This window comes from Microcoleus sp. Pol8_D6 (assembly GCF_036700965.1).
Classification (GTDB): domain Bacteria; phylum Cyanobacteriota; class Cyanobacteriia; order Cyanobacteriales; family Microcoleaceae; genus Microcoleus.
In genome coordinates this window covers 13,021-33,268 of sequence record NZ_JAUBPW010000075.1, presented here as the reverse complement: position 1 = coordinate 33,268, position 20,248 = coordinate 13,021, and the positions used below count along the sequence as shown (strand labels likewise).

General features: G+C 48.6%; 16 protein-coding genes. 7 read left to right on the top strand and 9 right to left on the bottom strand.

Features of this window, described 5'->3' with window-relative positions; genetic code table 11:
* Nucleotides 1-204: 204 nt before the first annotated feature.
* Nucleotides 205-819, bottom strand: coding sequence for a hypothetical protein (locus QUA10_RS24155; RefSeq protein WP_333085123.1), 615 nt, complete (start codon nt 817-819; stop codon nt 205-207).
* Nucleotides 820-1,665: 846 nt separating this feature from the next.
* Between QUA10_RS24155 and QUA10_RS24150 the strand changes: the two genes are divergently transcribed.
* From QUA10_RS24150 to QUA10_RS24120, 7 genes are all read left to right on the top strand, one after another.
* Nucleotides 1,666-3,237 carry a serine/threonine-protein kinase gene (locus tag QUA10_RS24150; RefSeq protein ID WP_333085122.1) on the top strand — a complete coding sequence of 524 codons (1,572 nt, stop codon included), beginning with the start codon at nt 1,666-1,668 and terminating at the stop codon, nt 3,235-3,237.
* Between the two features lie 519 nt (nt 3,238-3,756).
* On the top strand, nt 3,757-4,089 hold the full coding sequence (locus QUA10_RS24145; RefSeq protein WP_190660406.1) for a DUF6825 family protein: 333 nt from the start codon (nt 3,757-3,759) through the stop codon (nt 4,087-4,089).
* A gap of 103 nt (nt 4,090-4,192) precedes the next feature.
* The gene (locus tag QUA10_RS24140; protein ID WP_333085121.1) at nt 4,193-5,959 is read left to right on the top strand and encodes an AarF/ABC1/UbiB kinase family protein; all 1,767 of its coding nucleotides are present in this window, start codon (nt 4,193-4,195) and stop codon (nt 5,957-5,959) included.
* A 204-nt stretch (nt 5,960-6,163) separates the two neighbouring features.
* Entirely contained in the window at nt 6,164-7,357 is a 1,194-nt protein-coding gene (locus QUA10_RS24135) for a transposase (protein WP_333085124.1), read from the top strand.
* Between the two features lie 375 nt (nt 7,358-7,732).
* The gene (locus QUA10_RS24130) at nt 7,733-8,464 is read left to right on the top strand and encodes a PP2C family serine/threonine-protein phosphatase (RefSeq protein ID WP_333085120.1); all 732 of its coding nucleotides are present in this window, start codon (nt 7,733-7,735) and stop codon (nt 8,462-8,464) included.
* 82 nt (nt 8,465-8,546) lie between these two features.
* A complete protein-coding gene (locus QUA10_RS24125; protein WP_333085119.1) occupies nt 8,547-9,749 on the top strand; it encodes an anhydro-N-acetylmuramic acid kinase in 1,203 nt (400 codons plus the stop codon).
* 80 nt (nt 9,750-9,829) lie between these two features.
* Complete coding sequence (locus QUA10_RS24120; RefSeq protein ID WP_242722026.1) at nt 9,830-10,279, top strand: hypothetical protein; 450 nt, start codon at nt 9,830-9,832, stop codon at nt 10,277-10,279.
* A 434-nt stretch (nt 10,280-10,713) separates the two neighbouring features.
* On the opposite strand, the gene QUA10_RS24115 is transcribed toward QUA10_RS24120, so the two are convergent.
* The 8 genes from QUA10_RS24115 to grpE form a co-directional block, all read right to left on the bottom strand.
* Entirely contained in the window at nt 10,714-10,911 is a 198-nt protein-coding gene (locus QUA10_RS24115; RefSeq protein WP_006635253.1) for an NblA/ycf18 family protein, read from the bottom strand.
* 613 nt (nt 10,912-11,524) lie between these two features.
* Nucleotides 11,525-12,253: a biopolymer transporter ExbD gene (locus QUA10_RS24110; RefSeq protein ID WP_333085118.1), complete on the bottom strand. Its 729-nt coding sequence runs from the start codon at nt 12,251-12,253 to the stop codon at nt 11,525-11,527.
* 15 nt (nt 12,254-12,268) lie between these two features.
* Nucleotides 12,269-13,054, bottom strand: coding sequence for a MotA/TolQ/ExbB proton channel family protein (locus QUA10_RS24105; protein WP_333085117.1), 786 nt, complete (start codon nt 13,052-13,054; stop codon nt 12,269-12,271).
* A gap of 240 nt (nt 13,055-13,294) precedes the next feature.
* Nucleotides 13,295-14,545 carry a ribosome small subunit-dependent GTPase A gene (gene rsgA, locus QUA10_RS24100; RefSeq protein WP_333085116.1) on the bottom strand — a complete coding sequence of 417 codons (1,251 nt, stop codon included), beginning with the start codon at nt 14,543-14,545 and terminating at the stop codon, nt 13,295-13,297.
* On the bottom strand, nt 14,542-14,832 hold the full coding sequence (locus QUA10_RS24095; RefSeq protein ID WP_333042225.1) for a sulfurtransferase TusA family protein: 291 nt from the start codon (nt 14,830-14,832) through the stop codon (nt 14,542-14,544). Before QUA10_RS24095 ends, rsgA begins: the two co-directional genes overlap by 4 nt.
* 291 nt (nt 14,833-15,123) lie before the next feature.
* A complete protein-coding gene (gene dnaJ / locus QUA10_RS24090) occupies nt 15,124-16,251 on the bottom strand; it encodes a molecular chaperone DnaJ (protein WP_333085115.1) in 1,128 nt (375 codons plus the stop codon).
* Between the two features lie 132 nt (nt 16,252-16,383).
* Nucleotides 16,384-18,525, bottom strand: coding sequence for a molecular chaperone DnaK (dnaK, locus tag QUA10_RS24085; RefSeq protein WP_333085114.1), 2,142 nt, complete (start codon nt 18,523-18,525; stop codon nt 16,384-16,386).
* 293 nt (nt 18,526-18,818) lie between these two features.
* Complete coding sequence (gene grpE, locus QUA10_RS24080; RefSeq protein ID WP_333085113.1) at nt 18,819-19,613, bottom strand: nucleotide exchange factor GrpE; 795 nt, start codon at nt 19,611-19,613, stop codon at nt 18,819-18,821.
* Nucleotides 19,614-20,248 lie beyond the last annotated feature (635 nt).

Here is a 20,248-nt window from a genome sequence, read left to right as displayed (position 1 = left end):
TCTTGGTAATTTACTTTCATACAATCGTCCTTTTGCTAGAAGTGCTATTGTAGCATATTTTTGGAGAAGTGGTATAACAACCCGATTCAGGATTCGCCAACATCATTATTTTTATCTTTCTCTGCGCCCAGAGCGCCCTCTGCGGTTCGTTGAAAAAAATTTACACTTCAAGCAATACGATGGCTATATGCGATCGCACCCACCCTACAAATCCAAACTTTCTTCACCAATACTTCCCAGTTCCCCGCTACCCAGCAACTCTTCCTCCTCTACCTCCTCACTCCCAGAGTCGAAACTTTCTACTACAAACGGCAAACCAGCCGCCATCAAACCCCGTTGAATCAGTTCCGGCGTTTCCTCAAACAAAACAAATAGCGGATGAACAGCCTCAGCTTCATCGCTGTAAATATGTCTGTAGCGGTACGGCATCACCCATTCGTAACCTTTATCCAGCCAAACCTGAGACTGTCGCCAGCGGCCGAGCAACTCAGAAAACTCTTCGCCCGGACGATGAATGAAAATCAAAATTTCCACTCCAATTTTAACTTTCCATTCAGGATCGCACATCAAAATAGCCAAATCGCATGGCAAACAAACTGCCTGTCCGGGCGATATGCTAGTGCCGCTGCTTCCGGCATAAGAAACCCCGTCGCGCAAGCGGGCAATTGGCAAAGGAATTGTGATTAAACTCTCATGGGCGCGGCGGATACTCGGAATCATTTCCATGTAAACCCGATATTTTTTCAGCAGGGCGATCGCGGCAGAAGATTCGCTGTACTCTGCTAGTAAAGTCTCGTAATGTGATTGTTTAACAGACATTTTCAAACCAAAGAATAAGTAATTATTAATTGCTGCTAATTGCTAATCGATCGCTTCTCGTTACCAGCAAGACCCCATTTGTGACAATTTAAGCTCAAGTTCCCCGAAAGGGAGAACTTGAGCTTGCCTCCAGGCTTTGGTGTGTAACGCGAACAGCGATTGAAGCATTTATGGCTATGGGCTACAAATGTCTGGAGAATGCTTACAGCCTTTTTATTTACAAGGTTTGAGCCATTTGCCGTCTCAAGATTAAGCCCGAGACGATGCCTCTTTCTCATTTTATGCCGCTCGCCTGAACTTGATCTGAGCCAAAAAGGTAATCTGGTCTGTAAGGTGTGACTCTGGGAGCAAAATGGGAAAACGACGTACTATAAATCCAGATCGTATTCGCCATCGGAATGTACCAGTTCGCCTCAACTGAAGTGATCGCAGCCAGATTGCGAGAATTGCTGTCAATTCTCCAAGCTCAAGAGCGCCATCCGGCAATCTTATATATCACAATATTGATTATAAGTCAATCTAAAACCTAAATCTTTACAAAAATCGACTAATTTTAAAGACTTGTTAAAGCACTGAGGGGTTGTACCCCCCATAAGTTAGAGTCAGAAATTATAGATGCACCCTGATGGCTTTCCCGTTCCACAAGAGCGGGATTTTTATTATTGGAAAGCCGGAGCGTTAAGTTTCACAATACCAACTACAGATAAAATGACGTGGGGATGCCAAGATTAAAGATATAGCAGAGCTAAAGCTCAAACTAGGGCGCCGATCGATCGAACCTCACCCCTAACTCTGCGAAATAACCCAAAGGCGGTAGCATAGTTTGGGAAACGGCATCAACTGAAGATGAACTTAGCGCCAGCAACAGTCCTGCAACAGGGCAAATACAAAATTAACGCGACTTTAGGCATAGGAGGGTTCGGCATCACTTACCGAGCTATCCACACCCATTTAAACCAAACCGTCGTACTCAAAACCCTCAACGAAAGTCTGCGCCAACACCCAGACTCTGCCCAATTTCAGCAGCAGTTTATTGCCGAAGCCCAACGCCTGTCGCGGTGTCAGCATTCCAACATAGTCAGGGTAATCGACTTTTTTGAAGAAGCCGGACAGTCTTTTATTGCAATGGACTACATTCCGGGTCAAACTCTCGCCCAAATAGTCGAAACCGATCAGCCACTGCCAGAAGCCCAGGCCCTGCACTATATTCGGCAAATAGCCTCAGCCGTAAGTACAGTTCATCACAGCGGATTGCTGCACGGAGATATCAAGCCAGAAAATATTATCCGGCGAGCTGATTCTCACGTAGTAATGTTAATAGATTTCGGAATTCCCCGTGGCTTTACCGCCGGCACCAAACAAACCCACACTAACTTGCTCTCCCCCGGATACGCGCCGATCGAACAATACCTCTATGACGGTAAATGTACACCGGCGACTGACATCTACGCGATCGCAGCCACCCTCTACTACTTACTCTCCGGCGTGGCCCCCGTAGCTGCACCCCTGCGCGATCGCATTCCCTTGGCCGAGTTGCGGCAATTTCAGCCCAACCTCAGCCCGGGAATCGAGCGAGCTATTCTTCAAGGACTCGAAATCGACCCCCACAACCGCCCTCAGACAGTGGAAAATTGGCTCACCATGCTGCAAGAAACAGAGCGAGTATCAGTAAAAAGAAAAGGCAAGCAAAGTCTCAGATTGCCCGCACCTCCCCCGCCACAGTTGACTTTTGTGGCGTTTGTGGTAACCGCTGCAATTGCAGGCTGGATGGGTTTTGACCTAGCATCCCACTACAACAGCACCAGTCTCAGCAATCGTCCCAAAAGTGAATCCTTCCCATCTCTCGAAGATTTGCTCAAATCCCGCGATTTGTCAGAGCCGATGTTCGGACAGCCGTCTGTCGAAAGCACCCCTCTCTACCCCATCGAACTCAACAAGCGTCCCAAACCCCCCTTAGACAGCAGCAACATTCCCGAACAGATCGACGAACCCTCAGAAACTAGCGCCGAACCTTCTGAGTCCCCAAGCCAGGAAACTCGCGCCCCAGATCCCGAAGCGGAACCTGAGCCATCGCCGACGCCCGAGCCTGCAGAGGAGCCTTCTGAGTCTCCCATTCCAGAGCCTCAAACCGAAATCGAGCCATATCCCCAACCAGAAGCCGCACCAGTACCTGAAGTTGCGCCCCTGCCGCCAGAACCGCCCGCCGCACCCGCCCCGCCTGCCCCTGAGAGTGCTAGCGCTGAAACCTTGCCGCCGTCGGAATCCCCGTCGCCAGTAATAGCCTCGCCGATCGAGCGATCGCCTGAGCCTGCGATACCGAGCCGCAGTGGCAACAATTCAGATAGTTCGATCGCACCTGATTCACCACCCCCTGTGGCAGATCCCACGATGCCTTTTCCCGAACCTGCGACAAATTAGTATGGTTTTTGTTGGTTAAAAGTGCGGACAAATACTTGGTTTTATGAGCCAGCAAATATCCGCTCAGTAGTTGAGATAATAAGGCCATACCTAGCCAACGACTATGTTCCAAAAACTTCCGTCGAATCTGAAAATCCCAACAGTCGCCGTCTGAGTTTATCGAATATTTCCTATTCCCTCTGCAATCCAAATGCCCGCAAAAAAATGCAGGACTATGTTCTATTTTGATTTAAATTATGTTAGAATATGTGCGCGACGCTGAGGTGGTGTGATGTCGCGTATTAATACTTCCAAGCTGCAAACATTTTGGTACAAAGTAACCCAAACCTCGAATTTGAGCCAGTGTAAACGAGGCTTTTGGGCTAAGCCGTGGCGCGTTAGACTGTTCTAACTCTCAACAATCCCATCCCCGACAATGGGGTGTGAGTGTCAATTCCCCCAAACTTCCTTCCTTTGGGAGCAAGCATCATTGGGGACAAGCAAGTTATAATTTGTTGCGGAAGCGCACAGAGATTTTTTATGAGTAAACCCCCAGTTCATGCTTTTTTTGTAGGCAGAGCACTTGCCGAAGCATTGTACGAGCAATTAGAAAGCGCAGCAACCAACGCTTTCTCTGAACTCGGCAAATTTGACGCAGAACAAAGAGAACGCCTACGGCAGTTCACAGATCGAGTTGTGGAACGCGCAAATCGAGCTTCGGATGAGGCGATGCAGACCAGAACTGGCACTGCAAGCACCACCACCATTCAAGACATCCATCCTGCAGATTTGCAAGCGACTATTGACGAGCTGCGCGCCGAAGTGGCTCTGGTGCGATCGGAATTGCAGCGTTACCGCAGCAGTTTGCCATAGCGATCGATTCGACCGCAACTATTATTTACTACGTGAGCGCATGGCTTTGCGCTCCTACTTTCAATCAAAGCAACAACATAAAATAAGCAAGTTGGGAACCCAAGTGTCTGCTCTCATTGATGACTCTGTTAATCGCCATCGCTCCCCCAAGCACACTGGCGAAGCCGATGAGCCAAAAACTGCTAGTAAATCCTACAAAAGTAAAGCTTATCGCTGGAATCGCGAAAAATACTCCCGGAAGCGGCGCTTCTTCGACATTTGGGCCTTTGTTTTGCTCTGGCTGGCTTCGCTGTGGCTCGACAGCAAAAATTGGAGCTACTGGGGAGGCGTGACTGAAGAAAAGAAAGTTGCCAGACGGCGCTTTCAAGCTATCTGGGTTCGAGAAACACTCTTGGATTTGGGGCCAACTTTCATTAAAGTTGGGCAGTTATTTTCTACCCGCGCCGATTTGTTCCCGGCAGAGTTTGTCGAGGAACTTTCTAAGCTGCAAGATAAAGTGCCTGCTTTTAGCTACGAGCAGTTAGAAGTAATTGTCGAGCAAGATTTGGGCAAGACAGTTCAAGAACTCTATCGCAGCTTTGACCCAGTGCCCCTGGCTGCTGCCAGTCTGGGTCAGGTACACAAAGCTCAACTGCATTCGGGCCCGGAAGTGGTGGTCAAGGTGCAGCGACCGGGACTGCGGAAACTGTTTGAGATCGATTTGCAAATTCTTAAGGGAATTGCCCGCTACTTTCAAAACCATCCTAAGTGGGGCCGGGGCCGCGATTGGATGGGGATTTATGAGGAATGCTGTCGCATTCTGTGGCTGGAAATTGACTATCTCCATGAAGGTCGCAATGCTGATACTTTTCGCCGGAATTTTAGCAACTGTGAGTGGGTGCGGGTGCCGAGGGTTTATTGGCGGTATGCGGCTCCGCGAGTGCTGACTTTGGAATACCTGCCGGGGATTAAAATCAGCCACTATGAAGCTTTGGAAGCAGCCGGTATCGATCGTAAATTAATCGCTCAGTTGGGCGCAAAAGCTTATTTGCGCCAGTTGCTCAACGACGGCTTTTTCCACGCTGACCCACACCCCGGCAACATCGCTGTTAGTGCTGACGGTTGTCTGATTTTTTACGATTTTGGCATGATGGGGCAGATCCAGTCGAACGTCCGCGAAGGACTGATGGAGACGCTCTACGGCATTGCTTCCAAGGATGGACAGCGGATTATGGATTCTCTGATCAATTTGGGAGCTTTGGTGCCTACGGGTGATATGAGTCCAGTGCGCCGCAGCATCCAGTATATGCTGGACAACTTCATGGACAAGCCTTTTGAAAATCAGTCTGTGAGCGCGATTACCGACGACCTTTACGATATTGCCTACAACCAACCTTTTCGCTTCCCAGCTACTTTTACTTTTGTAATGCGAGCTTTTTCCACCATCGAAGGGGTGGGCAGAGGTTTAGATCCCGAGTTCAACTTTATGGAGGTGGCACAACCTTTTGCCATGCAGCTTATGAGTAATGGAAATGGCCATGATACAAGTAGCAGCATTTTTAACGAAATCGGCCGTCAGGCGGCTCAGGTGAGTTCGAGTGCTTTGGGTTTGCCCCGCCGGATTGAGGAGACTATTGATAAACTCGAACAGGGAGATTTGCGGATTCGCGTCCGTTCTGCAGAAACAGAGCGCTTGCTCCGTCGCATGAGCAGCGCTCAAATGGGCACGAATTATGCTTTGCTGATGAGTGCTTTTACTTTGTCGGCGACAATTTTGTTTGTCAGCAATCAAGTCTGGCCGGCTGTCGCTGTGGCAGTGCTGGCGGCGGGTGCAGGGTTTGCTATGCTGCGTTTGTTCAAGCGGATCGATCGTTTAGACAGGATGTCATAATTGTGCAATTTGGGATTGGAAATTTCAGGTTTGAGATTTCTCGCCAGCCCAAATTTGACATCGAATGTTAAGTTTTGGCTGGCTGACAAAAAAAAGGGGATACAAGCCTCCCCCCTCTAGGGGGACTTTCGGTTCGGAATCTCTCAAGCAAGGTTTGTGAATAAACAGCACCGCATTTATTCAGGTTGGCTCTACAATCCTTGTATGTTAAATCTCACCTACGAGTACAAGCTCATTCCTACCGACGCGCAACGCCAAACTTTCGACCTGTGGCTCAATATTTGCCGCAAGGTCTACAACTTTGCATTGCGGGAACGAAAAGATTGGGTTAATTCTCGTAAGTGTGATATCAACTCGTGCAGCATTAAGCAGGAATACATGATCCCTGCTGATGCACCGCGTCCAACCTTTGCGGGCCAATGCAAATCATTGGCCCAAGCAAAGAAGTTAATTCCTGAGTTGAAACTGCCTCACACCCATGTCTTGCAACAGGCGTTGCGCCAATTAGAGGCAGCGTTTGTGGGGATGTGGGAACGAGGAGGACACGGTTTTCCTAGATTCAAAAAACGGATACGCTCATTTGTGTTCCCTCAATTGAATCTAGAATCCGTTAAACAGTTGGATGGTGCCGATTGGGTCAACCTACCCAAGATTGGCCCCGTAAAAATGCACCTGTCGCGTCCAATCCCTCAAGGGTTTGATGTCAAGCAAATTTGCGTTGTTAAGAGGGCTTCTGGCAACTATGCCATGCTCACTTTGCAATGTGATGTCGCAGTGCCTCAAGCCTCACCTTCAGGGCATGGATTAGGCATTGATTTAGGGTTAAAACATTTTTTGGCAACTTCTGATGGTGAATTGATTGATAGACCTCGATTCTTTGTGGATGGACAACGCAAGTTGAAATCACTGCAACGTCAACTCAAAGGCAAGAAAAAAGGTTCTAGGAAGTTTCGTCAAATTCATCACCAAATAGCTAAACACCACGAATACATCTCGAACAGTCGCAAAGACTTTCATTTCAAGACGGCACATCATTTATGTAACGCAGCCCAAACAGTATTTGCTGAGGACTTGAACCTCAAAGCAATGTCAGCGGGAATGATGAGCAAGCACACGCTTGATGCAGGGTTTGGTCAGTTCTTGAATATCTTGGGTCATGTTTGCTTTAAGCGAGGTGCATACTTTGCAAAAGTAGACCCCAACGGAACAAGTCAAACCTGCCCCTTATGTCAAACTCATACAGGCAAAAAAGAACTATCCGAACGGGTACATAGATGTCAAACCTGTGGCTATGAAACGAATCGAGATGTGGCAGCCGCGCAAGTGGTGTTGCAGCGTGGATATACAGCGGTTGGGCAAATCGCAGTGAATTTTGGGGAGGGCAAGCTACATGAGTAGTCCCAATGAACCAAGAATCCTCGTGCCTTCGGGCCGAGGAGTTGTCAACACAGATTGCTGAAATTTACAACATTTACGCCCTTTGAGGCTAAAAATCCAGTTGCTGCCTAGATTTGTGGCCAGCGAAACCTCTAATTTAGGGTAGAAATCGAGTTTTTTTTGCAGGTGCTGCTAAATTTACTGGATTTACCGAAATTTTAAGATGGGATGACCATCATACGATCTACAATATGAGGTCAAGGAAGTGCAATTTTTCCAAAACTCGCGATCGCGGGCTGCAGAATTTCAAGCCCGTTCGGGATTTAAGTTTTGGAATAAAAAATCGCACCCCATTAAATTAAGCTTTCAAGTTCGATGAGTCCAATCACCCAATCTATGAAACGCTCTTTCGCAGGTAAGACAGACACAGGGCTAGTTCGTTCCGTAAATCAGGATTCGTACTACATAGACTCTGACGGGCGATTTTTCATAGTGGCCGATGGAATGGGAGGACACGCCGGGGGTCAAGAAGCCAGCCGGATTGCGACTCAGGCGATTCAATCTTATTTGCTCGAACATTGGGAAGGGCCAGAGGATTCTCCGCTGTTGTTGGAAAAGGCTTTTTTAATTGCCAATCAAGCAATTTTGACGGATCAGCTCGACCACCCGGAGCGTGCTGATATGGGAACTACGGCTGTAGTTCTAATGTTTAGGGATGAGGGCAGACCCTGGTGCGCTAATATCGGTGACTCTCGCTTGTATCGGCTACACGGCTCTCGTTTGGAGCAGATTACTGAAGACCAGACTTGGGTGGCTCAGGCTGTGAAAAGAAAGGCTCTAACTCCTGACCAGGCTCGCACTCATCCTTGGCGTCACGTTTTGTCCCAGTGTTTGGGCCGCGATGATTTGCGGGAGATAGATATTTTGCCGGTGGACGTGCAGCCTGGGGATCGCTTGCTGCTCTGCAGCGATGGCTTGACTGAAGAACTTTCTGATCCTTTGATTGCTTCGCCTCTGAAGTCGATTCGCGCCTGCGAGGGCGCTGCAAATGCTTTGATTCAAGCAGCTAAGGAGAAAGGGGGACGCGATAATATTACTGTGGTGATTGTGACGATCGACCTCAAATAATATTCGCTCGCCCGATCGCACCCGACTATCTAAAATCGAAAAACGAAAAATCTAAAATTTAAAATCTACAATCTAAAATTGAATGACTCGCGTTATCGGTTTGATCAGCGGCACGTCGGTGGATGGCATTGATGCTGCTTTGGTGGATGTGGTCGGTTCCCAAACAGACTTGAAAGTGCAATTGGTGGCAGGCAAGACTTTCCCTTATCCTGCTAATTTGCGATCGCAAATTCTCTCGGTTTGCAGTGGCTCAGCTTTGTCAATGGCTGAACTAGCGGAATTAGATGATGCCATCGCCCAAGAATTTGCCACGGTGGCATTGACAATTCAATCAGGATATGATAGAGCAGAATTAATCGGCTCTCACGGTCAAACCGTCTACCACCGACCTGCTGGCAAAGCCCAGAAAGACAGCGCCGGTGCGTTAATGGGCTACAGCTTGCAACTCGGGCGAGGCGCGCTAATTGCGGAATTGACAGGAATTACTACTGTCAGTAACTTTCGATCGGCAGACATTGCTGCTGGAGGTCAAGGAGCACCCTTAGTGTCAATAGTTGATGCCTGCCTGCTGGCGGAACCCAACATCAGCCTCTGCATCCAAAATCTGGGGGGGATTGGGAATGTTACCTATCTTCCGGCCAGGGGAAAAGGGGGAAACAATGACGAGTCTGAGATTTTCAGTCTTGGGGATGGCATATCGGGCTGGGATACAGGCCCGGCGAATTCCCTGTTAGATTTGGCAGTACAGCACTTCTCAGGCGGAACTAAGACGATCGACGAAGGTGGAGCTTGGGCGGCATCGGGCACTCCCTGTCAAGCTTTAGTCGAGGAGTGGCTCGCATCAGACTTCTTCCGCCAAGCACCGCCGAAATCAACGGGGCGAGAGCTATTTGGTGTAGACTATTTTGACAGGTGTTTGGTCGAGGCCCAAGGTTACAACCTCAGTCCTGCTGACGTGCTGGCTACTCTGACAGAACTGACTGTTGCCTCGATCGTTCACAGTTACCAAACTTTTTTACCGGCTATGCCCGATCGAGTCTTACTATGCGGGGGCGGCAGCCACAATCTCTACTTAAAACGCCGATTGCAATCTCAATTGCATCCAGTGCAAGTGTTGACTACTTCTGAGGCAGGCTTGAATGTAGATTTTAAAGAGGCGATCGCTTTTGCGGTTTTAGCCGCATGGCGGGTTCGGGGCATTCCCGGTAATCTGCCTCAAGTTACTGGTGCCCGGGCACCGGTACTTTTAGGGGAAATTAACTCTTGTTGGCACAGTTGGGCGTGATAGCATAGAGTCTGAGGGACAACGGCTGTGCGTTGTTGCACCAGCATTGTAGCCAGCAGGAAAAGCATAGGAACAGCACTGTGGCTCACACGTTTTTAATGGAATCTGGCCAATGGACGCTCGAAGGAAGCTGGATTGAGCGCAATGGCGTGCCAATTACGGTTAAGGGCAAAACTTTAGTGAGCTGGAACCGAACAGACTGGTTCAGTATGGTGACAAAGCTCGTATTTCCTGGAGGCGATCGCGAAGAGATTATTTTGCAGTATCGAGGACACCTCAACAGCGATGAACGGCAGTATACTTTTGTACTCCAACACAGCGAACTCGCCCGCGTCGAGGGGGAAGGTTGGATTGCTCCCCAGTCGATCGTCCAGCGTTATTGGGTATTGGGAGACGAACGCCAGCGGCGGACGGGTTTTGATACCCTTCACCGGGTTGATGACAACCGCTACTACCAATCTAGCGGCATCATGTCTGGTCATTACTTGACGAGTACAATGGAAGCAACTCTCGAACGTCAGGGGGAATAACTCTTTCTAGAGTCCAAATTTGCGAGTTCTAGGGTTTGATGTGAAAATTGAAGGTTTTGCTAGTCGGAGGTCGCGCTCAGATGTCCGACTAGCGCCATTGTTGTCAAACCTCATCCGCTGCAAATAAACACAAATATATTTAATTTGTTAAAAATTTTAAGTGGTTAAAAAATTAACACTTACTATTAAGAGTTATCCAATTTTCGAGCCGAGGCGCGATAAATTATCTTTGCGCTCTCCGGTGGTGTCGATCGACAAACTGCTTAGCTCGATTTCGCAATTCGAGTGAAATCCACAAAGAAATTGTCAAATTTTCCTCAAGTCTCTATACAGGTCTTCTAGCTTCTGCCTTCGAGTGACGCCCCATCACCCCCAACTCCTTTCCGCTTGAGGGAAGAGAGTAAGAGACGGAGGTCGCCGACTGCGACTCTTGGTTACTCAACGCCTGGGTTAGGTTCTAAACCCCAGTGGTGTTTCAGAAAATGGCGGTACATGGTTTCTCGTAGCATCATTTGCTCGTAAAGCTTGACCAAAAACTCCTGAGCTTGTTCGCGGCTCATGTCACTTACCTGTGTTTTGAAGGAACACAGGCTAAATTGCTGTTCCAAAGACAATTCTGCTGGTTGGCTCATGACTTTGACTCCTCTGTAAGTAAAGGTGACTTAAAAGTGAACACCTGGATTAACCAGATTTGTAAGTTGTTTCAGCGATCGACCGTTGGTTTCGGGATGCCCGATTGCCCATTTGGCTTTAGTCTATATTACAAAAGGTAACAATTATTTGACAAAAGTACCATCTGTCCTAAGAAATACCTTATTTAGGGATAGAGATAGGGAGATGTCTGCAAAAGTTCCTTCCGCAGGCATATACAAGTCTATCTACTTGTCAAGAGAAAAAAGGCTCAGTACGAACCAAAAGAATTGAAGCCGTTTATACCAAATCCGGCGGAGATTCTCAAAGGCGGGGGGAGAAGGGGAGATGAGGAGAGGGGGAGATGAGGAGAGGGGGAGATTGAAAGATGAGGATATCAGGAGAGGGGGAGATTGAAAGATGAGGATATCAGGAGAGGGGGAGATGAGGAGAGCGGAAGAGCGGGAGAGCGGCAGATGAGGAGATTGGGAAAATTTCTATTTCTCTGTTCCCCCTTCTTCCTTCTTCCTTCTCCCTTCTTTCTTCTTCCGACGGACATCCGTTACATCCGTTACATCCGTTACACAATCCGTTGCCGAACCTTATTCCTTGTCACTAATTCGAGACCCCGCCATCCTGCGGTGGAATGGCGATTCCGGGTCTTGAATTAGGAGCAGCGGGTGTAGGCGAAACAGGAGGAATACCCAAATTGGCCCCAGAGTTGCTAGGCTGCCGTGGAGCCGGGAGAGGAGATTGAAACTGATTGGGATTGAACTGCTGCTGCCCCGGAGCGGGGAGAGGAGATTGAAACTGATTGGGATTGAACTGTTGCTGCCCCGGAGCCACAGGAGACGGCAGGGGTTGACCGGAATTGCCGATCGCAGGTGCTGCAGGAATGCCAGAATTGGGAAGCGAGGGATTGGGCAATGGGGAGGAAGCCGAACTAGGAAGAGTTGCCAGGGCAACTCTATCGCCCCCTACCTCTCTCAATTTGTCTAAAACCTCGACAACTTTGGCATATCTAGCATTTTGAGGAGCGTACAGCACCATCAACCCCGTAGGATTTTGGGTTTGGAAACTCTTTAAAACTCGATCGAGCTGTTGGTAATTAACAGGCAATTGGTCGATATAAGTTTGCCCGAAATCGTCAATGCTGACAATCAGCATCTCTCGCATTTGCGTTTGTCCCGTCTTCGCTTTAGGCAAATCGACATTAATGGCTTGCTGGCGAGTCAGTTGCAAAGCCGCCAGCAGAAAAAACGTCAGAATGCAAAAGATCACGTCAATTAAAGGCACCAGTTCTATCCGAGCCTCTTCAGCAGGAGTATCTAGATTAATCTTCATCAGTTCTCAGCAGTTTTAATTATTAGAAGGTGAATCTTCAGCCGGATCGGAACCTTTCAATTTCGGCTCCCGATTCCGTTCTCGCTCCTCTTGAGAATTGAGAGAACGCCTGTTCAAACCATCTGCACCAAAAGAAGAATTGCTGTATTCTGCACCGGGCGATCGACCCTTAGCATTAGCTGCCGGCCAGTATTGTCTGTAAAGCAATTCCAGTTCATTTCCAGCTTTGCGAAATATTTTTGCCTGGTTGAACAAAAATGCTTGAAATATCCGATAAAACGCCAAGGTAAAAATTGCTACTACCATCCCAGTAGCAGTCGTGATCAGCGCCTCGCTAATCCCCAAAGTTACGCCAGTTGTTGCCGCCGTGCCGATGTCGCCCAGACGGATAGAACTGAGCGAGTTAATCAAGCCCAGAACTGTTCCCAGCAAGCCCAGCAAAGGGGCTAGAGCGATCGTAGCTTCTAAGATTTTGTCACCGCGACGCATCGAAGCCAACTCTTCATCGGCTGCTGCTTCGAGTGCGAGTCGAAATAAATCTGGTTCGGGATTGTAGAGCCGCAGAGGTGCAGAAAGAAATCGCCCGATAGGCTGTCGGTTAGCTTGTCTGGCAATCTCGTTAGCCGCCCCCCAATCGCTGCGAGCCGCTTCCAGAATGCGGTTAACTATCTGCTTTTCTTTGCTCAGGAGGCTCGCCCAAAACCACAAGCGCTCGATAATTGTACTCAAAGATAAAATCGATAACAGCAACAGGGGCCACATGGCGGGGCCGCCTTTTTGAAACAGTTCTTGAATATTCACAATATTTTTGCTCCTGCAGTACCCGCTAACTTTTGCTTCTGTTCTACTTTTTTTAACAAATCTAAGGCCATTTAATTTTAGCTATTAATGTACTCAGGACTTACGTACTCGCGACTAAAGAACGCCGGTTTTGCGAAGGGGCATCGGGGTACAACGAAGTATTTTCGTCGAGGAAACCCGGTTTCTGGGTAAGTCTTGGTACTGTTTTATAGTGCCTACGGGCTATGGGCGGCGACTTCCTCACAATTCCTCTAAGTCTTGACACATATCTTGGAGTGACTGGTGTTGAAGGCGGCGGGAAGAGCGGCGATATTTTTTAGTTTGCAGCTTCGGTTCGTAATGCTGCGTACCATCCGACTTGGTTTGCTGCTTCAAACTCGATTCGGCGCTGCTGGAGTTTTGCAGAGCTTGTTGGCGGACGATCGCCTCTTCCAGAAACTGCAAGTAATACTCATAGCGCTCCCAACCGCCCCTAACCACACAGTTAGGCTCGTCTCGGTGCGAACAGTCGCTAAACTGGCAGCTACCCAAAGCCAGCCTCTGGCGCGCTTCTGGGAAATATGCCGCTAACTCTGAGGGATCGCATTCGAGAGCCGGTTGATTAAAGCCCGGAGTATCGGCCAAAAGTCCGCCACCGGGGAGTTCAAATAGTTCGACGTGGCGAGTGGTATGGCGCCCGCGGCCGAGTTTGCCGGAAACAGCGTTCACTCGTAGGTTCAGCGCTGGGATCAGTTGGTTGATCAAGCTGGACTTGCCAACCCCAGAAGGGCCACAAATTACCGTTATTTTTCCTTGCAGGTGGTCTAGAAGCAAGTTCGGCAACGGGCTATGTACAGGGTTTAACGGATGTAAGACCTTGACAGAATTGGGAACTAGGGGGTTATCCTCATAAGTCATCAGAGATGGCTCTCTTTCTTCCACTAAGTTATGGAAAGGCAGTTCAGATTCATAAACTTCATTTTGAGCATTAGCGGGGGCTTCCTGAACTCCTGCACCGCTGCGGACGCTAATAAACATTGGTTCGTAGCCCCAGCCTGAAAGCCGATCGCGCCACTGTTCCAACTCTTGGGGCGTGACCAAATCGCATTTGTTCAGGCACAAACTCACCTCTAAACCTGTAGATTCGGCCTTGACTAAAAACCGAGTTAATGATGCGGGATCTAAGTCGGGTTCGGCGAGGGCAAAAACAAGGAGAATGCGATCGGCATTAGCTACAGGCGGGCGGTTGAGTTCTGTTTGGCGCGGGAAGACTTCAGAAATGGCACCTCGGCGGTCAGTCCAGTCGGGTTCGTCTACCACCACGCGATCGCCCACCATCACCTGTTGACCAATTTTTTTCAGTCGAGTGCGACGAGTGCACAGGAGAATCGGAGAATCAGCGAGGGGAGCATTTTTCCCATCAATGGAGACTTCGGGATCTAACCTCACATGGTAGAAGTTAGCCTGAACAGCAATTACAGTACCCACGATCAAGGGTGAATTCAGGCTCATCCTGCTTCCTTGTCTTCTGGGCGCTGCACTTTCATTGAAAAAAAGCCCGACTCCGGCTCATCCGCGACAAATTGCGTTTCAAGTATCTGGTAGCCTTCCATTTTGAGACTATCAGGTACTTGTTCGATCGGCTCCCCAGCATCCAGCCACACTTCCAAAACAGCACCCGGTGCCATTTGCTCCAAGCGCAGTTTAGTGCGGACAAAATTCAGAGGACACGGAGTACCCCGCAGATCGATTTTGGCATCTGGAGATTTGGGATTTTCAATTTTCGATGTTGAATTCATAATGCTTTTTGCAATCTCAAATCCTGAAAGCCTTAGTTTTTTAAACAAGCTGCCCGGAAACTGGAGAATCTAAAATTTTCTTTCCAATTGGACACAGACTATTATTCTTTCTGAAAAAAGTGAGCGCAATTGCGCTCACTTTTTTGAGCGCTGCTGAAACGTAATGCCCAGGAAGCGTCCCACCTGAGATTTTTGTGAGCAATTGCACACAATTTTTTGACAGATACTAAAACCAATTGCCGGGGAATCCTGAAACAGGAAAATTTGACACCAATTGGTGTCAAAAATTGCTTATTTCTGAAACAAATTACCCAGAAATCCTTCCAAGCCGCCTTTACCGGTACGATCGCCCTTCAGCTTAGCAAGCTGCATCAGCAATTCCCGTTCTTCAGCCGTCACCTTAGTCGGAATGTCAATAGACACCGTAATCAAATGATCGCCACGACTGACGGGATTTCCTAACCGAGGCACCCCTTTTTTCTCAAGAGTCAGAACAGTATTCGCCTGAGTTCCGCTAGGAATCAACAATTCCGTCGGCCCGTCTACGGTTTCCACTTCCAACCGGCACCCCAAAATTGCTTGCAAATAACTAATCTTAACTTCCGAGCTAACGTTAGTGCCGTCCCGCTTAAATAGCGGGTCTTCATTCACCGCCAAGAACACGTAAAGATCTCCGGGCGGCCCACCCAGTTTGCCGGCATCCCCTTCATTGGAAACGCGTAAGCGAGTACCGTTGTCAACCCCAGCCGGAATTGTGATTTTCAGCTTTTTCATCACTTCTTTCTGGCCCCGGCCGCCGCAAGTTTCGCACTTATCCTCAATCACTTGCCCAGTGCCGTTGCAAGTGGGGCAAACTGAAACTTGAGTAAAGCTGCCGAAAGGAGTGCGGGTAGCACGTCGGACTTGACCACTGCCAGTACAAGTCGAGCAGGTTTGGGGTCTGGTTCCCGGTTTCGCGCCAGTCCCGGTGCAAGTTTCGCAGGTTTCTAGATGCTTGATGCGGAGTTCTTTTTCCCCACCAAATACTGCTTCCCGAAAATCCAGCCGCAAATCGAGGCGCAAATCGTCTCCGCGCACCGGCCCGCTGCGCCTGCGACCTTGCTGTTGTTGGCCGACACCTCCCTGAAAACCCTGAAAGAAGCTTTCAAAAATATCGGCAAAGCTGTCACCGAAGTCTTGGAACCCAGGCGCGCCTGCACCACTGACGCCGGCTTCACCGAAACGGTCGAAACGGGCGCGAGTTTCGGGTTCTGAGAGTACCTCGTAGGCGCGGTTAATTTCTTTAAACCGCTCCTCGGCACCGGGTTCTTTGTTGACATCTGGATGGTACTTGCGAGCTAGGCGGCGGTAAGCACGCTTAATTTCTTCTTTGTCTGCGCTGCGAGAAACGCCTAATATTTCATAGTAATCACCGGCCATAGAGCTGCTTGCCTGGAGGTAAATAACAAAAAGTGTACGAAAAAGAAACGGGCGACCTTTCCTGAAATTACAGATTAAAAATCAAAAATTCTCATTGTCAATTTTTAACTTTTAATTTTTAGCTTTTCAGTTTTAAAGGAAAGGATTCATATCATCAACTTCTGGTTCGGGAACCTTCTGTTTTTGTTTTGACTGTGGATTTGACTGTGGACTGGACTGTGGATTTGGCTGTGGATTTGACTGTCGTTTTGACTGTCGTTCCGGCTTGGGCTCCGACTTTGATTCCGGCTTTGGTTCCGGCTTTGGTTCCGGCTTTGGTGTCGGCGGAGCTTGGGGCGCCACCAGCAGCTCTTCTTTCAGCAAAATACTGTCGTCGTCCGCTTTAACCTCTTCTGGTTCTGATGATTCTACTTCTGACATCATCTCGCTTTCAACAACAGCTCCTGACGGGGCTACCCCGCTGCGGGCTTGGTCGTAGACTGCTGTCCCCAGCGAGTATAGCAGTTGCTTGAAAGATTCGATTGCGGGCGTGAGTTCCTCGACTGTGATGTCGGGGTTAGTCATTGCTGCCCGCAAGGCTGCTGCGGCTGTTTCCGCTTCGGCCTTAAGGTCGTCGCTCAGCAGTTGCGCGTTGGTTTTTAAAGTTACACCACAATTATAGACGAGGGAGTCAGCTTGATTTTTCAGTTCGACGAGTAGAGCGCGCTTGATGTCCTCGTCGGCGTAAAGTTCGGCTTCTTGTCGCATCCGCTCGACTTCGGTTTCGCTCAATCCCCCTGTATTGGAAATTTGGATGCTTTGTTCTTTTCCGGTTCCCTTGTCTTCAGCAGCCACTTTGAGAATCCCGTTGGCATCGATTTCAAAGGTAACTTCGATTTGAGGTACGCCGCGGGGAGCTGGGGGAATGCCTTTGAGCAGGAACTTGCCGAGACTTTTATTGTCTTTAACCAATGCCCGCTCGCCTTGGAGTACGTGAATTTCTACCGAGGTTTGCCCGTCTGCCGCCGTGCTGTACATTTGCGATCGACTGGTGGGAATAGTTGTATTGCGCTCGATTACTTTTGTGAACACTCCGCCCAAGGTTTCGAGTCCCAGGGATAGCGGCGTCACATCGAGCAGCAGCAAGTCTTTGACTTCACCACCCAACACTCCGGCTTGAATTGCCGCGCCTACGGCTACAGCTTCGTCGGGATTGACAGATTTATCAGGAGAAACGCCCCCAAAATACTTGCTAATTGCCTTTTGAACTGCCGGAATCCGGGTTGAGCCTCCCACTAAAATAATTCTGTCTATGTCTTTGGGGGTCAAACTTGCGTCTTTGAGGGCTTGAGTCACCGGATCGATCGTCGCTTGCACCAAATGAGCCACCAGTTTTTCAAACTGAGCTTTGGAGAGTTCCATTTCCAAATGCTTGGGCCCTTTTTCGTCAGAAGAGATGAAGGGCAAATTGATTGAGGTCGATTCCCGGTTTGATAGTTCGATTTTCGCCTTTTCTGCTGCTTCTCGGAGGCGCTGCAAGGCCATTTTGTCTTGTGAGAGGTCACTGCCTTCTTGAGTGCGGAAAGCTTCTACCAGCCACTGGACAATGCAGTCGTCAAAGTCATCTCCTCCGAGATGGTTGTTACCGGAGGTAGCATTGACTTCAAAAATTCCGTCTCCCAGTTGCAGTATCGAAACGTCAAAAGTACCGCCACCCAGGTCAAAGACCAAGATTTTCTGTTCTATATTTTGCTTGTCGAGCCCGTAGGAAAGGGCTGCGGCCGTCGGTTCGTTGACGATCCGCAAGACTTCTAGGCCCGCGATCGTACCGGCGTCTTTAGTAGCTTGCCGCTGAGCGTCTGTGAAGTAGGCTGGCACTGTAATCACGGCTTGGGTAACAGTTTGTCCCAAATAAGCTTCAGCATCTTGCTTGAGCTTTTGGAGTACCATTGCCGAAATTTCTTGTGGAGTGTGAACCTTGTTCCGAATTTGGACGTTCACGGTATCGTCTTTGCCTTTTATGCAGGTATAGGGAGTCCGCGCTCGTTCTTCTTCCGTGTCGTCCCACCGCCGTCCGATAAATCGTTTGATACTGTAGACAGTATTTACAGCATTAGTTACAGCTTGCCGCTTGGCCAATTGACCTACTAAGCGATCGCCTGCCTTGCCGAATCCTACTATACTCGGAGTTGTGCGGCCGCCCTCGGAGTTGGCGATCACGACGGGTTTACCGCCCTCTAACACAGCTACGCAACTGTTAGTTGTGCCTAAGTCAATTCCAATAATTTTTCCCATAGCGCCTCATAAAACTTTGTGGGATGTTTGGAAATCTCCAACTACAGGTTGGGAGATGAAAAACGACTCAGCTTGTTTAAACAAGCATTCCCAGACTAGATTTGTAGGAAATAAACTTGATGTCCTAAAGCAGTATCAAAGACTGCTAAAAACATTTTTCAGAATTTTTGGATAAAGCGCTGACCTGCTTTTAGTCATCTTTAATGAAGAAGTTGGTGAGTCTGCCACCTGGGAACCCCCGAATAGAATTCGGGGGTCAGTGACTTTGAGGAATGCAGTAGCTTGTATCCCGATTAACCTTCCGAACTATCGGGATTTTCATCTGAGGCTACCACAGATAGCCCAGCCGCTGCAACTTTCACTTTGGCGTGCCGCAAGACGCGATCGCCCAGAATGTAGCCGCGTTCTAGTTCTTGGATAATTGTTCCTTCCTCGTGTTCGTCAGTTGGCTCGCTCAGCAGAGCTTCGTGGAGGTTGGGGTCAAACTGTTCGCCTTCGGGGCGCATCGGAGAAACCCCGATTTGCTTGAGGCTATCTACCATTTGCTTGTAAACGCTTTGGTAGCTTTTGTGAATGTTCATTTCGCCGTCGGTTTGCGGCTTGATGTGCGATCGAGCGCGCTCGAAATTGTCAATTACCGGCAACAGGGGTTTGATCGTGAGACACCTTGCCTGTAAATCTAGCTCTTCTTTTTCCTTTTGGGTACGCCTGCGGAAATTTTCAAAATCTGCTGCTAAGCGGAGATTTTGATTTTTCAGTTCTTCTAGTTGAGCTGATGCGACTTGCAACTGAGTTTTTAAAGCCTCTTTTTCCTCGGTTACCTGCGCCAGTTCCTTCTTCCAAGGCTCCGCTGCGTCTGCAGTCGGACTGTTGGTTGAACTGCCGGTCACGGTAGGCCCCGATGCGTTTGCTGGGGTGCGATCGCCCTGAGCACTTTGATAAGCTCGAGCAAGTTCGAGCTCCCAATCCGCCGATTCATTCGAGTTTCCCGATGCCGCCGGATTTTCGCTTGCCATTGGCGAACCCTCTGGGGTGGTTTCCCCAGTTGAGCTAGGATCTTGATCTTGCTGTTTTTCCTCGTCAATCATAAAAGCTGCGCGACAGAACCCTATCAATTCTAGCAGATACAGTTAACCCGGTAAATCTAGAGGACTCAAATTTACTGTGTATGGCACAATGTGAAAAGAGGAAATCTCGCCATCTCTGGAGACATTGCTTAAAGCTTTCCATAAAATATTCAAAGGCCAGTTTAGATATTTACGTATAATATGGTTGCCACCATGGGGGCAACCCAACGTTTGTTTGTTCCTCATTTTTAATTAATGTGATCGCCTTTACAACATTTTTTTAAGTATATTTTGCTGTTAAGTCAACTACCCGATTTCCCTCTTAGGAGGCTTGATGTTTCAAGGTTGACTTAAAACGATAGTGACTTAAAGTTATCCTCGATCAGGCTGTTTTAGTCGCAACCTAACGGTAGATTTTTTTACCATTTGCTGAGTTTCAAAAGTCGGGAGAAAGAGGAATTTGTATGGAGTGACTAAGTAGTTAGCGGTGTGCTTTTGTGACTCAGATACTAGGTTGTTAATCTTGATGCGAATTGAGGCTGTTGTTTTTCTGATTTACTAACACCGAAGTAGCTTAAAGTATCGAATTTTGCCAGCAAAATGAGAGAGATTAGTTGGTTTTGATCCGATGCTAATCTGTAAATACGATTGATATC

Bases quoted from the DNA above. Each gene is read 5' to 3' on its own strand.
- QUA10_RS24155 (WP_333085123.1), bottom strand. From the start codon at position 819: ATGTCTGTTAAACAATCACATTACGAGACTTTACTAGCAGAGTACAGC.
- QUA10_RS24150 (WP_333085122.1), top strand. From the start codon at position 1,666: ATGAACTTAGCGCCAGCAACAGTCCTGCAACAGGGCAAATACAAAATT.
- QUA10_RS24145 (WP_190660406.1), top strand. From the start codon at position 3,757: ATGAGTAAACCCCCAGTTCATGCTTTTTTTGTAGGCAGAGCACTTGCC.
- QUA10_RS24135 (WP_333085124.1), top strand. From the start codon at position 6,164: ATGTTAAATCTCACCTACGAGTACAAGCTCATTCCTACCGACGCGCAA.
- QUA10_RS24130 (WP_333085120.1), top strand. From the start codon at position 7,733: ATGAAACGCTCTTTCGCAGGTAAGACAGACACAGGGCTAGTTCGTTCC.
- QUA10_RS24125 (WP_333085119.1), top strand. From the start codon at position 8,547: ATGACTCGCGTTATCGGTTTGATCAGCGGCACGTCGGTGGATGGCATT.
- QUA10_RS24115 (WP_006635253.1), bottom strand. From the start codon at position 10,911: ATGAGCCAACCAGCAGAATTGTCTTTGGAACAGCAATTTAGCCTGTGT.
- QUA10_RS24110 (WP_333085118.1), bottom strand. From the start codon at position 12,253: ATGAAGATTAATCTAGATACTCCTGCTGAAGAGGCTCGGATAGAACTG.
- rsgA (WP_333085116.1), bottom strand. From the start codon at position 14,545: ATGAGCCTGAATTCACCCTTGATCGTGGGTACTGTAATTGCTGTTCAG.
- QUA10_RS24095 (WP_333042225.1), bottom strand. From the start codon at position 14,832: ATGAATTCAACATCGAAAATTGAAAATCCCAAATCTCCAGATGCCAAA.
- dnaJ (WP_333085115.1), bottom strand. From the start codon at position 16,251: ATGGCCGGTGATTACTATGAAATATTAGGCGTTTCTCGCAGCGCAGAC.
- dnaK (WP_333085114.1), bottom strand. From the start codon at position 18,525: ATGGGAAAAATTATTGGAATTGACTTAGGCACAACTAACAGTTGCGTA.
- grpE (WP_333085113.1), bottom strand. From the start codon at position 19,613: ATGATTGACGAGGAAAAACAGCAAGATCAAGATCCTAGCTCAACTGGG.